The sequence below is a fragment of the Bradyrhizobium genosp. A genome (assembly GCF_049949275.1).
GTDB lineage: Bacteria > Pseudomonadota > Alphaproteobacteria > Rhizobiales > Xanthobacteraceae > Bradyrhizobium.
The window spans coordinates 5,794,803-5,809,524 of record NZ_CP188196.1; the positions used below are offsets into that span (position 1 = coordinate 5,794,803).

Below are 14,722 nucleotides of genomic sequence, written 5' to 3' on the forward strand. Positions count from 1 at the left end.
TGACAGGGGGATGACGATTGAACCTTTGAGGCACCTCAGATAAGAATCAGACCTTGCCTCGCCCTCTCCGCGAATATCAGCCCCATGCGACAATCAGGCGACATGGTTGAGCAAGGGTTGTCCGCAAAAGTCCGGGCCGGAGCGCGACACATATCAGACGGGACGCGATCCGCGAGCAGGCGAGCTATTTTCCGGAAACGACGATCGCCCGAACAATGAATGCGATGCGTTCGGTACGTGCGCTGAGCCTAATTCGGCCCGAACGTTCGAGTTCAGCGAGTCCATGCAGGGCTGCCCAGAAAACCTCGGTCGCAGCACCCACGTCGGTGCAAAACGGCGTAACGACTGCCGCAAGGGCGTCGAAGCCGGCCCGTAGTTCCGGTCTGGTCCCAGCTTCAGCGAAGCGCAAATCCGTCGGAAGAATGAACATGGCCTCATAGAGCGCGGGATTGCGGAGTGCAAAGGCGAGATAGGCCGTCGCGACATTCTTGATGGCGTTTCGTCCGGTCGATCCACTTGCCGCTTCCCGAAGATCTGCCGTGATCTCTCGGAAACCCTCGAGTGCAACCGCCGTAACGATCGCATCCCTGTTTTCGAAATGCGAATAGAGGACCGGCTGACTGTGTTCGATCTCGTCGGCAAGGCGACGGATCGTAACGGCGTTCCATCCCTCGCGCTCCGCGATCACGCGTGCTGCCGCGATGATGCGGCGTTCGCGATCAGCCCGCTGCCTGTCTTTCCGCTCAGCGATACCCAACCTTCGATCTCCCGGGCAGATAGTCGGTCCTTATTATCGACGCTTGACGATCTAACAACGCTAGAATATATAATATAGCAATGCTAGATTATTTTACTCAAGCTAGGAAAATCGACTGTGATGCATTGGCTTCCGCTTGGAACGGCACTGCTCGTGGCCCTCGCGATTATCGCGATCGGTACCCAATATGTCGTGAGCCCGACGACTGCGACACGCAGTTTCGGCCTGCCACTCCCTGAATATGGCGCCAACACCGTTTGGTGGCTTCGCCTCAAGGGCGTTCGTGACATCGCGTCGGGATTGACCGTACTGGCATTCATGGCGTGGGGTGTCCGCCGCGGGGTCGGCATCATCCTGCTCGTTGAAGCCATCATCCCCGTCGGCGACATGCTGCTCGTGCTTGCCGCCAAAGGCTCGGCAAGAAGCGCTTTCGGCATTCACGGCCTCACGGCGGCAGTCATGGTTTGGGCAGCCATCCCCATGATGATGGATTTGCCCTGAGATGATCCATGCTGTTTCGGTCTATCTGCTCATTGCCGGACTCTTTGGCGCAGGCCTCTATAACGCGATCGGCACTCCCGCGACGCAGAGCAGCTTCATTCGATGGGGTTGCCCGCGTTGGTGGAGCACCCTTACCGGCGGACTGGAGATGGTGTGTGCCGTTCTGATTGCGCTCCCTGCCAGTCGCATTGTTGGCCTGACGCTAGCCGCGGCAATCATTTCGGCCGCGGTTTTGACCGTTCTGCGCCATCGCGAATTTTCGCACCTTGTACCGCTTGGTGTCTTTGCCACCTTGATGGCTCTCGCAGGAACCCTGCCTTGAGGGCCGATATTGCCAATCCGATCTCACGGCCGCCGTTTCGCGGCCAGCCTCAGTAAAACTTGTGGAAATGATGGATCGGCCCGTGGCCGTGTCCGACACTGAAGCGTTCGGCCGCCGCGATCGCCGCGCTGATCCAGCTCTTGGCGTTGCGCACGGCCGTCTCGAGATCCTCGCCCTTGGCGAGGCCCGCGGCAATCGCCGAGGACAGCGAGCAGCCGGTGCCGTGGGTGTTGCGGGTCGCGACGCGCGACGCGGCAAGCGCGATCGTTTTGTCGGTGCTGACGAGATAGTCGATACTCTCAGTGCCCTCGCCGTGCCCGCCCTTGATCAGGACCGCGCGGCTGCCGAGCCCCAGAAGACGACGCCCCTGGCTTTCGATCTCGGCCTCGCTTCGCACGAGCGGTTCGTCCAGCAGTGCCGCCGCCTCCGGTAAATTGGGCGTGATCACCGACGCCAACGGCATCAGCTTCGTGCGTAATGCCTCGACCGCCTCCGCCGCCAGCAGGCGATCGCCGGAGGTCGCGACCATCACGGGATCGAGCACGATATGGCGAGGCTTCCAGCGCGCCAGCGCAGCGGCGATCGCATCGATGCTCTCGGCATGCGCCACCATGCCGATCTTGACCGCGCCGACGTCGAGATCGGAGAACACCGCATCGATCTGCGCGGTGACGAACGCGGCGGGTACCGCATGAATGCCGGTAACGCCTTTGGTGTTCTGCGCCGTCAGCGCCGTGATCGCGGACGCGCCGTAGACGCCGAACGCGGCAAAAGTCTTCAGGTCGGCCTGAATGCCGGCGCCGCCGCTGGAATCAGAGCCGGCGATGGTGAGCGCCACGGGCGTCGTCATCGGGCGGTTTCCAGGGTTTTCCAAGCCAGGCTTTTCGAAGTCATGGCTTCTCCTACCGCGCGCTCCGAGCACCAGCAAGCTGCGAATCACGCAGGCGCGGTGTCAGGCAGCGTTGTCGTCCCGGAAACGTGCATATCCGGTGAAATAAAACCTAGGCATCGCCCGGCCTTGGCGGGTCCATCCAAATCAGTGAAACCTTTGATTGATTCGCCAGCGACGCCATGTTGCGGGCCGCCCGCGGCCTGCAAATTCTCGGGAACCAAACATGTGGGCCCTTTTCGAACGTCTCCTCGACTCCTCGATGTTCTCACCGCACGGCATCTGCCTGTTGTGGGAGCCCGAGCTGATCTGGCTGCACGTCGCCTCCGACGCCTGCATCGCGGTTGCGTATTTCTCGATCCCGTTTGCGCTCGCGATCCTCGTCACCAAACGGCGCGACCTCAGATTCGGCTGGGTCTTCTGGGCGTTCGCGATCTTCATCATGGCCTGCGGCCTGACGCATGTGCTGTCGATCTACACGCTCTGGGTGCCGATCTATGGCATCGAGGGCCTGGTCAAGGCCGCGACCGCAGTTGCGTCGATCTTCACCGCGGCCGCGCTCTGGCCGCTCCTGCCGAAAGTCCTGACGATCCCCTCCCCGTTCGAGCTTCAAAAGGTCCAGGCTGCGCTCGAGGAAGAGGAGATCAAGAGCCGGGACGCGACGCTGTTGCTCCGGCAGGTCCGTGACGCCCAGCGCGCGATGCGCGAGAGCGTGACGCGTCTCACCGCCATCGTCGAGACCGCGGTCGACGGCGTCATCCTGTTCGACGCGCAGAACCGCATCCTGCTGTTCAACCCGGCCTGCGAGCGCTTGTTCGGCTACCAGGCCAGAGAGGTGATGAACCGGAACGTCAGGGTGCTGATCCCCAACGAAGCCAGCGCCGTGCCCGACAGCCGGGCTTCGCATTTTGCGACCGGCGGCGAGACGGTCGGCCTGCGCAAGGACGGATCGACCTTCCCGATGGACCTGTCGGTCGGCCAGGCGATCCAGGACGGCGAACTGATCTTCGTCGGCATCGTCCACGATCTCACTGCGCGCAAGCTGACCGAGCAGCAGCTCCAGCAGGCGCAGAAGATGGAGACGGTCGGCCAGCTCTCCGGAGCCATCGCCCATGACTTCAACAATCTCCTCACTGTCATCATCGGCAACGCCGAGCATCTCAGCGAGCAGCTCAAGGCGCGGCCCGATTTGCGACCATTTGCCGACGACATCTGCGAGTCCGGCGAACGCGGCGCGGAGCTGACGCAACGACTGCTGGCATTCAGCCGCCGCCAATTGCTCCAGCCAAAGGCGATCGATTGCCGCGAGCTGCTGGAGTCCATGCTCAAGCTGCTCAGGCGCACCTTGCGCGAAAACATCGAGATCAAGACGGCGTTCGGTCCTGGCACCATCCAGGCCTTTGCGGACCGCGCCCAGCTCGAATCCGCCGTGCTGAACCTTGCGCTGAATGCGCAGGATGCGATGCCGTCAGGCGGACATCTGACGCTGAGCACCGAGCTCGCCGCAATCGACGAGGACTATCGCGCCCTGCACCCGGAAGTGGCATCCGGCGCCTACGTGCTGATTTCCGTCACCGACGACGGCGAAGGCATGACGCCCGAGGTCCTCGAGCACGCCTTCGAGCCGTTCTTCACCACCAAGGAGGTCGGCAAGGGTTCAGGGCTCGGGCTGAGCATGGTCTATGGCTTCGCAAAACAATCCGACGGCCATGTCTCGATCTATAGCGAACAGGGCCTGGGGACGACGGTCCGGATTTACCTGCCGCGCGCCGGCGGCGGACAATCGCCGACCGACGTGCTGGACAGCGAAGAAGCCGCACCGCGCGGCCACGAGACCATCCTGATCGCCGAGGACGATCCGTTCGTGCGCTCCTCGGTGATCCTCCGGGTCGAGGCGCTCGGCTATCGCGTCGTCGCCGCCGTCAACGGCCAGGAGGCCCTGCAGCGGCTGCGCGCCGACCCCGGCATCGGCATGCTGTTCACCGATATCGTCATGCCCGGCGGGATGAGCGGCTGGGAGCTCGCCGACCAGGCCCGGCGGATTCGGCCGGGCCTGCCGGTGCTGTTCACCTCCGGCTATGCGCTGGAGACCCCGGTCGAGCAGGGCCGCGCGCAGGCGCAGGCGGTCGTGCTGACCAAGCCCTATCGCAAGGCCGAGCTCGCCCAGCGGCTCAGGGACGCCTTCGCCGCGGCGCCGGTGATTTCGTAGGGCAAAACCGCTATTGGCGCGCGGGCGGCTGATCCCCGCAGGCAGCAAGTCCGCTTGCTAAATCCGGCCGGTTTTGGCCTATTACCCGGAAGAATACGCCTTCGGAGTGACTGCAATGGTTCCCTTTTTCGTCCAGATCAAATGCAAGCTTGGCCAGTCCTATACGGTCGCCAATGCGCTTGCCGAAGCCGAGATCGCCTCCGAGATCTACTCCACGGCCGGCCATTACGATTTGCTGGTGAAGTTCTATGTCGACAAGGACACCGACATCGGCCACTTCATCAACGAGAAGGTGCAGGTGCTGCCCGGCATCCAGGACACGCTCACGATCATCACCTTCAAGGCGTTTGGCGCCAGCTAACCGGCGCAATTGGCTGGTGTCGGTATCGACAATGCCGGTGCGCTAGACGACCTCGTCAGCTGCATCGCGGGCGCAATCCCGGCGTGTCAATTGGAAAGGGCCTGCCTTAGCCGCCACCTTCCTTGCGCTTGGGCGGCGTCGGGCCGTCGACCGGCGGCAGCGACTTCAGGTAGGCGGCCATCGCGGCGCGATCCTCCGGTGTCAGTTGCGCGAGGTTCTTGATCACCGGCCGCATCGCGCCCGATGCGCTGTCGCCTTCGGGCATGTCGCCGGTCTCGAGGAAGTCGGCAATATCCTTCTCACTCCAGCCGCCAATACCCTTCTGCGTGATGTTCGGCACCCAGCCTTCGCCTTCGGGATTGGGACCGCCGGCAAAACGCTCGCCACGGATGACACCACCGAGGGCGTTGCGCGGGCTGTGGCATTCGGCGCAATGGCCAAAGCCGTTGACGAGATAGGCGCCGCGATTCCATTGCGCGGACCGCGTTGCATCCGGCATGAACGGCCTGACATCCATGAACAGCAATTTCCAGATGCCGACATTGCGGCGGATGTTGAAGGGAAACGGCACATCATGGTCGCGCACGCAGCCGGACACCGGCGGCAGCGTCTTCAGATACGCAAAGAGATCGCGGACGTCGTCGACTTTGGCGATATGATAGGAGGTGTAGGGAAACGCCGGGAAGTAGTGCATGCCCTCAGGCGAGATGCCGCGCATCAGCGCGTTGACGAAATCGGCCTCGCTCCAGCGGCCGATGCCGTCGGTGGCGTCAGGGGAAATATTCGGCGCATAGAACGTGCCGAACGGCGAGCCGAGCGCCAGGCCACCACCGAGCCGCAGGCGATCGGGCTGATTGGGCACGGCGTGGCAGGATGAGCAGCCGCCGGCGTTGAACAGCTCCTGCCCATTGGCGAGATCGGGCCCGCGCGCCGGCGCCGGCAAGGCCAAAGCGGTCGGCGCGGTCAGCCACCAGTAGCCGACGAGGCTTGCGACAACGATAATCAAAATGACAGAAATTGTTCGTCGCAGCATGGAGGATCCCATCGAGCTCGAGCGAATTTACGGATCATCCCGCAGCCGCTCCAGCCACGAATAATTTAGAGGGTTTGATCGGAATCCGGGAATAAAGTCGGAACCGTACTGTTAGCAAGTTGACCGCAATCAGGCGTCAACAGGGAGAGACCCATGAACAAAGCGCTTTTTGCCACGCTGGCGCTCGGAGCCGCCGTCGCATTCGCAGGCCCGGCCAGCGCGGAGAAACTCAAGGCGACACTGGACGGCAAGTCCGAAGTGCCCGCCACCACCAGCAGCGGCACCGGCATGGCGGACATCAACTATGACGCCGCCACCAAGAAGCTCACCTGGAAGCTGACCTATTCCGGCCTCTCCGGCCCCGCCACCGCCGCCCATTTCCATGGCCCCGCCGAAGCCGGCAAGAACGCCGACGTCATGGTGCCGATCCCGGGTGCGGCCAACAGCCCGGCTGAGGGCTCGGCGACGTTGACTGACGCGCAGGCCTCCGATCTCCTCGCCGGCAAGCTCTACGTCAACATTCACACCGCGGCGAACCCGGGCGGCGAAATCCGCGGCCAGGTGACCAAGTAAGTTTTACCAAAACTTCATCGGCGAAGGCCGGGCGCGAGCTGCGCGACCGGCCTTTTCGATTGCGGGCAGCGCAAATTGCATCCGACGTCCGGATGGAGCCAAGGCGGCTCCGAGGCTAGAATGTCGATTGGCGCGCCTTGATCCGCAGCGCCTGGAGTGGTTCATGACCAAAGCATCGATGGAATGGAATAGACCGCCGCACTTTGCGTCCCGTGACGCGGCTCGCCCGCTGTCAGCCATTCTGACGGTAGCTGTTGCTGCGGGAATGCTTTTTTCGTCGGCTGAAGTCGCCGCCGCGCAAACCGAGATGGAAAGGCAGGCTCAATGCGAGCTCTCCGCCATCCGCGATACCAGATCGGCGCTTGCCGTCCAGCATATCCGCTCGGCCTGCAACTGGCTCGTCGTCAACGGCGACTCGCTGTTGAACGAATCGAACAAGGGTTATTATGTCTGCCTGGTCCGGCAACTCTCGGGCGCACAGAGCAACGAGGCTGCCGCAGCCATCATGTCGGCATGCCGCACGTCCAATCCGCTTTGAAGTGTGCTCAAGCCGCGCTCAGCGCATGCTCGAGATCCGCGATCAGGTCCGACGGATTTTCGATGCCGATCGACAGCCGGATCGTGGAATCCAGAACGCCGATCTTGTGACGGATGTCGGCGGGGACGCCGGAATGCGTCATCGTCGCCGGCAGGCTCGCCAGCGACTCCGTTCCGCCAAGGCTGACCGCGAGCTTGAAGATCTGCAAGCCATTGAGGAATTTCTCCGCCGCCGCCTGGCCGCCGACGATGTCGAACGAGAACGTCGATCCCGCACCTAAGCATTGCCGCGCGAACACGCGGCCTGCCGATGAGCTCTCCTCGTGATGACCGAGATAGTGGACCTTCGCCACCTTGGAATGGTCGCGGAGATAGTCGGCCACGAGGCGCGCGTTGCTGTTGGCCTTCTCCATGCGCAGGCTCAAGGTCTCGAGCGAGCGGTTGATCATCCAGCAGGAATGCGGGTCGAGCTGGGTGCCGATGGCGCCGCGCAGCGCCTTGACGCCCTTCATGATCGCCTTGGTGCCGAGCGCGGCGCCTGCGATCAGGTCGGAATGACCGCCGACATATTTGGTCAGCGAGTACAGCGAGAGGTCGGCGCCATGCTCGATCGGCCGCTGAAACACCGGCCCGAGCAGCGTGTTGTCGCAGGCGATGATCGGCGTGTGGCCCTGGGCCTTGCCGATGGTGTCGGCGACGCGGCGCATCAGCGCGATATCGACCAGGCCGTTGGTCGGGTTGGCCGGCGTTTCGATCAAAATCATCGAAACCCGGCCCTTGCGCATGGCCTCCTCTGCGGCCTGGTTGACCACCGCCTCATCAATGCCGTCGGCAAAGCCGACCGCGCCGATCGAGAGCCGCGCCAGTGTGTTTGTCAGCAGCGTTTCCGTGCCGCCATAGAGCGGCTGGGAGTGCAGGATGACGTCGCCGGGCCGAACGAACGCCAAAATCGTCGTCGAGATCGCCGCCATGCCGGATGAGAACAGCGCGCAGCTCTCGGTGCGCTCATAGATCGCGAGCCTGTCCTCGACGATCTCGCTGTTGGGGTGGTTGAAGCGCGAATAGACCAGGCCCGCGCCCATGCCCGCCGGCGGCTCGCGCCGACCCGAGACGTAATCGAAGAAGTCCTGCCCGTCCTCGGCCGTCTTGAATACGAACGTCGAGGTCAGAAACACCGGCGGCTTGATGGCGCCTTCCGACAGTTGCGGATCGTAGCCATAGGTCAGCATCAGCGTTTCCGGATGCAGCATATGGTTGCCGATATGGGTTTTCGACGGGAACGGTTTTGCCATGGCCTGTCTCGCTGTTGACTGCGATCGCCGCCGCCTCGGAACTCCGGGCGTCGTGACGCATCAACGCCGCGACGGCGCGAACAAACATAGTCGTTCTGACGGTGATCCGTCAGGCCATGCGGACAGAAATTGCAGTTGACCTGCCGTGGACCGGATGGAGCTGCAGGTCCATCCGATTCGACAGCTTGCCCGGATTGCGGTTCGCTCCATCCAGGCTACAGGTAAACGAGCCGCGCTGCCTTACTTCAGCTTCAACCGGTACGTCTCGTGGCAATCGTTGCAGCGGTCGTTGATCTCGGTGTAGGCGGCCTTGAGCGTCGCGACGTTGTGGATCTTGCCTTTGACATCGGCGAGCGCCTTCTGCACCGGCGGGATCTTGGAATCGAAATCGGCTTTGTTCTGCCAGACCTTTTGCGACGACCCGTACCACGCATTGACGACGTCCTGCTTGGGATTGACCTCGAATGTCTTGGAGATCTTGGCGACACTGGCCTCCAGGTCGTCCACCGCCTTGTCGACGGCTTTCTGATTGTAGGGAATAGTTCCCTTCGACATCTTCTGCATCACATCGTACAGGCTCTTGGCCTGCGAGCGCATCAGATTGTCCTGCTCAACAGCAACGTCCTGCTGTGCCATGACGGCGCCGGCGCCCAATAGCAGCGCACCCGCGACAATCATCATCGTCCGTCTCATGTCTATTCTCCGCATAGCGGACGGTTTGAGAAAAAACCGTCCCACCCGCTTCACGGGCATCGTGATCCATCTCTGACTAGAACCCCGCAGGGGGCGTTTATTCCCGCGCGGGGTTTCCGATATCAGAGGCTGTGGCGCCGGTGGTGCTCGTTGATCGCGATCCACACCCGCTCGGGCGTCGCCGGCATGTCAATGTGGTCGATCTTGAATTCGCGCCAGAGCCCGTCGATGATGGCGTTGACGACGGCCGGACAGGAGCCGATCGCACCGGCCTCGCCCGCACCCTTCACGCCCATCGGATTGGTCGTGCACGGAATGTTGTTGGTCTCGAACACGAAGGACGGGCCGTCGGCCGCCCGCGGCAGCGCGTAGTCCATGAAGGTCGCGGTGATGAGCTGGCCGTCGCCGGCGCCATAGACCACCTGCTCCATCAGCGCCTGGCCGATGCCCTGCATGGCGCCGCCATGCACCTGCCCCGCCAAGAGCAGCGGATTGAGCGTCTTGCCGAAATCGTCGACGATCACGTAGTTGACGATTTTGATGATGCCGGTGGCCGGATCGATCTCGACTTCCGCGACATGGGTGCCGTTGGGATAGGTGCCGTCGGCGCTGGCAAAGGTCGCGCTGGCGTTCAGCTTCGAGGGATCGGCGCCTGGACGCTTGGCGAGATCGGCGAACGAGATTGAACGGTCGGTGCCGGCGATGCGCACGATGCCGTCAGTGATCTCGAGATCGCCGGCGCTGGCTTCCAGCGCCTGCGCCGCGATCTCCTTCAGCTTTTGCCCGAGTTCACGCGTGGCACGCTCGACGCTGACGCCGCCCGACGGAATCGAGGCCGAACCGCCGGTGCCGAGGCCCGTGGCGATCATCGCGGTGTCGCCCTGGTGGACGTGCACGCGCTCGGGTGCGACGCCAAACTGCTCGGCGACGATCTGCGCATAGGCGGTCTGGTGGCCCTGCCCGCTCGATTGCGTGCCGATCAGGACGGTGATATCACCATTGGGGTCCATCCGCACATTGGCGGTCTCCTCGCCCATGGTGCCGCAGATCTCGACATAGCTCGCAAGGCCAATGCCGCGGATCAGGCCATGCTTCTTGGCAAGCTTTGCGCGCTTGGGAAACTCCTTCCAGTCAGCGATCTCCATCGCGCGCTTCAGGTGCGCGGCGAAGTCGCCGGAATCGTAGACCTTCCCGGTCGCCGTCTTGTACGGCAGCGCCTTCGGCGGGATGAAGTTCTTGCGGCGGATCGCGTCCGGCGTCATGTCGAGTTTTCGCGCGCAGGCATCGACCAGACGCTCGATGACATAGGCCGCCTCAGGCCGGCCCGCGCCGCGATAGGCATCGACCGGCACGCTGTTGGTGAAGATCGTGCGCACCCGGCAATGGAAGGCCTGGATGTCATAGAGACCGGGCAGCATGCCGGCGCCGCCGTGCGGAATGTAGGGCCCGAAGGTCGAGAGATAGGCGCCCATGTCGCCCATCAGGTCGCAATCCATCGCGAGGAATTCGCCGTCCTCGGCCAGCGCCATTTTTGCGGTGGTGACGTTGTCGCGGCCTTGCGCATCGCCCATGAAATGCTCGGAGCGATCGGCCGACCACTTCACCGCCTTCTTCAGCTTGCGCGCCGCGACCGCCATCAGGGCGTATTCGCGGTACGGAAACAGCTTTGTGCCGAAACCGCCGCCGACGTCGGGGCAAATCACCCGCATCTTGTCGGTCGGGATGTTCAGCACGTTCTGGCAGAGGATGTCGCGCAACCGGTGGCTGCCCTGGCTGCCGACCGTCAGCGTCAGATGATCGTTCTTGGCGTCATATTCGCAGACCGCCGCGCGCGTCTCCATGAAGCTCGCGACCACACGCGGATTGACGATTGCGATCTCGGCCACCGTATGCGCTTTCGCAAAGGCGGCTTCTGTCGCAGCCTTGTCGCCGATCGAGACGTCGAACAGCACGTTGCCGGCCTTGTCCGGCCAAACCTGCGGCGCCCCCTTCTTGATGGCGTTGACGACGCCGGTCACCGCGGGCTGTGGACTCCATTTGACGTCGATGGCCTCGATCGCATCGCGGGCCTGGTCGATGGTCTCGGCGACGACGAAGGCGATGGAGTCGCCGACATGGCGCACCTCGTCCTTGGCGAGGATCGGGTAAGGCGGGCCAGTGAAGGGATCGGTCTCGAGATTGAACAGGCAGGGCAGATTGCCGAGATCGCCAACCTCGGCGGCGGTCAGGATCAGCGCGACCCCGGGAAGGGTGCGAGCACGGCCCGCATCGATGGTGAATTTGGCATGCGCATGTGGCGAGCGCAGCATCAGGCAGCGTAAGGCAGCCTGCGGCGCGTAATCGTCGGTATAGCGGCCCTTGCCGCGGATGAGCGCGTCATCCTCCTTGCGCAGCACGCTTTGGCCAACGCCGAACTTGATGGGAGCCGCCATTTTCTTCTTGTCCCGTCCTATGGTTGTTTTGCGAACCATATTGCCGTGGAACGAGGGGGAGCGCAAATGGCTTTAGCAATTGCCTGTGCGGGCTTTCCACGCCCTAGCGTCCGTTCAATCAGGTCCCCAAAATTGCATGGGGGCCTTCAGGCACTGCGACGGTGCCCCGGTTTGCCCCGAAAGTCACTCGTTAACGCACCTCAGTTAACGTGGGGCGTATCCTCGCAGGATAGGCCCAAGAGTTGAGAGATGAGATCGGAGATCGGAGACGTTTCCCGCCACGCGCGGATCAGCCCGCAAGACCGCGAACGGCCGGCCGCAATGCCTTGGCTGCTGATCGGCGCAGTGTTAGTGTTCGCAATTCTGATGCGGCAGCACGTTCCGCTTAATACCGATGTCAGCTGGCTGCTCGTGGTCGGCGAGCGCATGCTGGATGGACAGCATCTTTATCGCGATATCATTGAGATCAATCCGCCGATGGCGGCGTTTGCCTATCTCCCCGGCGTTGCGCTGGGCCGCCTGCTCGGCGTCGATCCGAGACATGTCATCGATGCACAGCTTCTGCTGCTGGCGATGGCTTCGCTCTATGCCGTGTCGCGGATCGTGCGGCTGTCGCCGGCATGGGCTCAGGCGAACTGGCGACCGTTCACGATCTGGGCCGCGGCCGTCGTGACCATCTTGCCAACGTACGTGTTCGGCCAGCGCGAACATATGGCGACGCTGACCTTCCTGCCCGCACTCGCGGTTTATGCGTTGCGCAGCGACCGCCTTTCGGTTCCGCTGTGGGCGATCCTGATTGCCGGCCTGGGAGCCGGGATCACGCTCGCGTTCAAACCGTTCTTCACTGTGCCGGTGGCGTTGTGCATACTGGCGAGCGCCGTTCGCGCGCGTTCGTGGCTTGTGTTGCTTGCGCCGGAAAACATCATCGCGGGAGGGATGGTAGCCACCATCAGTGTCGGCACGTACTTCCTCTATCCCGAATATTTCACGGTTATCTATCCGCTGGTTCGCGATACGTATCTGCCCTGGTCGATGCCGCTCTCCGTCATCATCCTGAATGCGGCCTCGCTGCTGTTCGCCGTCGCGATGCTGTCGGTGCTGTTCACGACGTGGGGACGACGGCCCGACTCGCTGCTGCTCGCGGCCGTTCTTTCCGCTGGCGGCTTTGCGATCTCGTTTTTCTTGCAGCGGCGCGGCTGGGCCTACCATTCCTATCCGATGGTGGCGGTAGCCATGCTCGCGATGGGATACGCGTTGCTGGTCGAGCACGACGCGCCATCGCGCCGCCGCTTTGGCCTGGCGGCACCGCTGATCCTGGCCGCGACTTTCTTGTTCGGCGCGCAATGGTTCAACGGCAACGTCTATGTCGACGCCGTCCGGGAAGCGGTCGCCGCCCTCAAGCCGCATCCCCGGATCCTGGTGCTGAGCGGCGAGGCCGCCATCGGCCATCCGCTGGTGCGCGACGTCGGCGGCGCCTGGGTGTCCCGACAGGAGGGTCTGTTCATTCGCGAGTACGTGCGGCTGATGCGCGAGAAGACTCTCGTCGACGCGGCGACCGAGGCGAAGCTGAAGGACTATTTGGCGCTGGAGCGCAACTGGCTGATCGAGGATTTCCGAAAGATGCCGCCGGATATCGTGTTGGTCGATAATCTCCGCGACGGATGGGGCGATTGGGCGCGCGCCGACGCCGAGCTGTCACAGTTGCTCAAACCCTATAGGCTGGTGCATTCGGTCCAGGGAATCGACGTGCTGCGGCGGAACGACTAGTCCTGTCGGCGGGCGCTCTATCTGCGAAACGCCGATGATGAACGTGTAGCGGCCCTACGACGAACCACAGCATGTGAGAACAAGCGGCGGTACCGACTGCCGCTTGCTCTCTGAACGCATGTCCACTCTCGCGGTTGACCATTTACATCCCACCACGGTTCAAGAGATACCGCGTGCTATCTCTCAGCGTATCGATCGCGCGCTGAGGCGTGAGGTGATCGATCTCGCCGCGCGTCAGGCCGATATCCATCAGCTCCCTGTCGCTCAGGTCCTTCAAGGTGGGCCGCAGGCTCTGGCGCCACTGCTGAAACGCACTCCAATATCGCTTGAGCAGACCAAGGACGCTTCGCGCCGGTGGTCCGCTGGCATCCTCGTCCGCCAAAGCGTTGTCCAGCGCTGCAGCCGACGCCTTGAGGCGTGCTGCCAACGCCTGGTCGACCGCGCTCTTCGCCGAAACGATGGAGAGCTTCCGGCCGCGCTTTGCGGCAATCCCGGGTGAAAAGTCCGCTAGTTGGGGTGGCATCGTATGCTCCTGCTGTTGTGCCGGCAGGGAGCGTGGCCAAACAAAAGGCCCCGTCCGATGCCGGCGGGGCCTGGTGGAAAAGATGTCGTCGACGAAATGCTAGCGCACGACTCCTTCCACGGCCCAGCCGAAGCGGGTCATCTGGTTGAAGTTGACTTTGCGCGAGCATTTAATCATGCGCTACCAATAGCACGGGAATCGCGCAAAATCAAGAGATGTGCGCAAGTCAGCTGCACCCTGGAGGCGAGCTGCTCGCGTTCACCCCTCCGGGGGATGTGCGGACTCTCCTGACTTATCATGGCTACAGTTCAGAAGACCCAACACGACATCCGCCTACGGTGACACGGCGGACGTTTTGCGGCTAATCTGAGAGCTCGGTTCGTGGCCCCCAATCAAAAAGAGAGTTATTGTAGTATGCTCTGCCGCTCACAATATTGGTCGTCATCAGTAGGCGAACGAGTCGCACTATGAAGCTGGTAAAAGTAATGCCGCAGATGTGTACCGTGACGGTGGCTCGTATGGGGCGTCGTTCGAAACGGACAACGGTCTGACGTACAGCCTTTGGCTACAGCGATCTAAAATGCCCGATCATGAGGGGCAGCATCACCGTTATCGGCTAAAAGAACTCTTGAATGTTTGGCCTACTTCGAGGCGCGCAGGCGCAGACTTTGATCGCATCCGCGAGCTTCTACAGCGCATCGAACGTCGAGAACCATGTCTTCCATCCGACCGCTTGTCGTGGCGCGAAGTCATGGAATGATCGCTCGTGATCGGTAGCCGAAGTGCGCTCACATCCACTGCAGCTCCAATCTTTGCGGGTACAGCAGATATGA

Annotated in this window: 14 protein-coding genes; 7 read left to right on the forward strand and 7 right to left on the reverse strand. The window is 62.6% G+C overall.

All coding sequences use genetic code 11. The features are described 5' to 3' along the window. Window positions 1-184: 184 nt before the first annotated feature. Window positions 185-757 carry a TetR/AcrR family transcriptional regulator gene (locus ACP2YP_RS27150; RefSeq protein ID WP_426419325.1) on the reverse strand — a complete coding sequence of 191 codons (573 nt, stop codon included), beginning with the start codon at window positions 755-757 and terminating at the stop codon, window positions 185-187. Between the two features lie 120 nt (window positions 758-877). Between ACP2YP_RS27150 and ACP2YP_RS27155 the strand changes: the two genes are divergently transcribed. Continuing rightward, window positions 878-1,258: a DUF4267 domain-containing protein gene (locus ACP2YP_RS27155; protein ID WP_426419326.1), complete on the forward strand. Its 381-nt coding sequence runs from the start codon at window positions 878-880 to the stop codon at window positions 1,256-1,258. Between the two features lies 1 nt (window position 1,259). Beyond that, the gene (locus tag ACP2YP_RS27160; protein ID WP_426419327.1) at window positions 1,260-1,580 is read left to right on the forward strand and encodes a DoxX family protein; all 321 of its coding nucleotides are present in this window, start codon (window positions 1,260-1,262) and stop codon (window positions 1,578-1,580) included. 49 nt (window positions 1,581-1,629) lie between these two features. Here ACP2YP_RS27160 and thiD read toward each other — a convergent pair whose 3' ends face one another. Next, on the reverse strand, window positions 1,630-2,430 hold the full coding sequence (gene thiD / locus ACP2YP_RS27165) for a bifunctional hydroxymethylpyrimidine kinase/phosphomethylpyrimidine kinase (RefSeq protein ID WP_426419328.1): 801 nt from the start codon (window positions 2,428-2,430) through the stop codon (window positions 1,630-1,632). 265 nt (window positions 2,431-2,695) lie between these two features. On the opposite strand from thiD, the gene ACP2YP_RS27170 reads away from it, so the two are divergent. Together ACP2YP_RS27170 and ACP2YP_RS27175 are read left to right on the forward strand one after the other, a co-directional pair. Then, entirely contained in the window at window positions 2,696-4,678 is a 1,983-nt protein-coding gene (locus ACP2YP_RS27170; RefSeq protein WP_426419329.1) for a PAS domain S-box protein, read from the forward strand. A 115-nt stretch (window positions 4,679-4,793) separates the two neighbouring features. Continuing rightward, the gene (locus ACP2YP_RS27175; protein WP_014493934.1) at window positions 4,794-5,039 is read left to right on the forward strand and encodes an Lrp/AsnC ligand binding domain-containing protein; all 246 of its coding nucleotides are present in this window, start codon (window positions 4,794-4,796) and stop codon (window positions 5,037-5,039) included. Window positions 5,040-5,145: 106 nt separating this feature from the next. On the opposite strand, the gene ACP2YP_RS27180 is transcribed toward ACP2YP_RS27175, so the two are convergent. Further along, a complete protein-coding gene (locus ACP2YP_RS27180; RefSeq protein WP_426419330.1) occupies window positions 5,146-6,072 on the reverse strand; it encodes a c-type cytochrome in 927 nt (308 codons plus the stop codon). A 153-nt stretch (window positions 6,073-6,225) separates the two neighbouring features. Between ACP2YP_RS27180 and ACP2YP_RS27185 the strand changes: the two genes are divergently transcribed. Continuing rightward, on the forward strand, window positions 6,226-6,645 hold the full coding sequence (locus ACP2YP_RS27185) for a CHRD domain-containing protein (RefSeq protein ID WP_426419331.1): 420 nt from the start codon (window positions 6,226-6,228) through the stop codon (window positions 6,643-6,645). Window positions 6,646-6,808: 163 nt separating this feature from the next. After that, window positions 6,809-7,183 carry a VF_A0006 family four-cysteine protein gene (locus tag ACP2YP_RS27190; RefSeq protein WP_426419332.1) on the forward strand — a complete coding sequence of 125 codons (375 nt, stop codon included), beginning with the start codon at window positions 6,809-6,811 and terminating at the stop codon, window positions 7,181-7,183. Between the two features lie 7 nt (window positions 7,184-7,190). Here the strand turns inward: ACP2YP_RS27190 and ACP2YP_RS27195 are convergent, their stop codons facing one another. From ACP2YP_RS27195 to ACP2YP_RS27205, 3 genes are all read right to left on the reverse strand, one after another. Beyond that, entirely contained in the window at window positions 7,191-8,474 is a 1,284-nt protein-coding gene (locus ACP2YP_RS27195; protein ID WP_426419333.1) for a cystathionine gamma-synthase family protein, read from the reverse strand. 240 nt (window positions 8,475-8,714) lie between these two features. After that, window positions 8,715-9,167, reverse strand: a complete 453-nt coding sequence (locus ACP2YP_RS27200) for a cytochrome c (protein WP_426419334.1) — start codon at window positions 9,165-9,167, stop codon at window positions 8,715-8,717. Between the two features lie 122 nt (window positions 9,168-9,289). After that, window positions 9,290-11,599 (reverse strand): xanthine dehydrogenase family protein molybdopterin-binding subunit, encoded by a 2,310-nt coding sequence (locus tag ACP2YP_RS27205; RefSeq protein ID WP_426419335.1) that lies wholly within the window; start codon window positions 11,597-11,599, stop codon window positions 9,290-9,292. 249 nt (window positions 11,600-11,848) lie between these two features. On the opposite strand from ACP2YP_RS27205, the gene ACP2YP_RS27210 reads away from it, so the two are divergent. Then, entirely contained in the window at window positions 11,849-13,366 is a 1,518-nt protein-coding gene (locus tag ACP2YP_RS27210; protein ID WP_426419336.1) for a hypothetical protein, read from the forward strand. Window positions 13,367-13,508: 142 nt separating this feature from the next. On the opposite strand, the gene ACP2YP_RS27215 is transcribed toward ACP2YP_RS27210, so the two are convergent. After that, window positions 13,509-13,889 carry a DUF1127 domain-containing protein gene (locus ACP2YP_RS27215; protein WP_426419337.1) on the reverse strand — a complete coding sequence of 127 codons (381 nt, stop codon included), beginning with the start codon at window positions 13,887-13,889 and terminating at the stop codon, window positions 13,509-13,511. Window positions 13,890-14,722 lie beyond the last annotated feature (833 nt).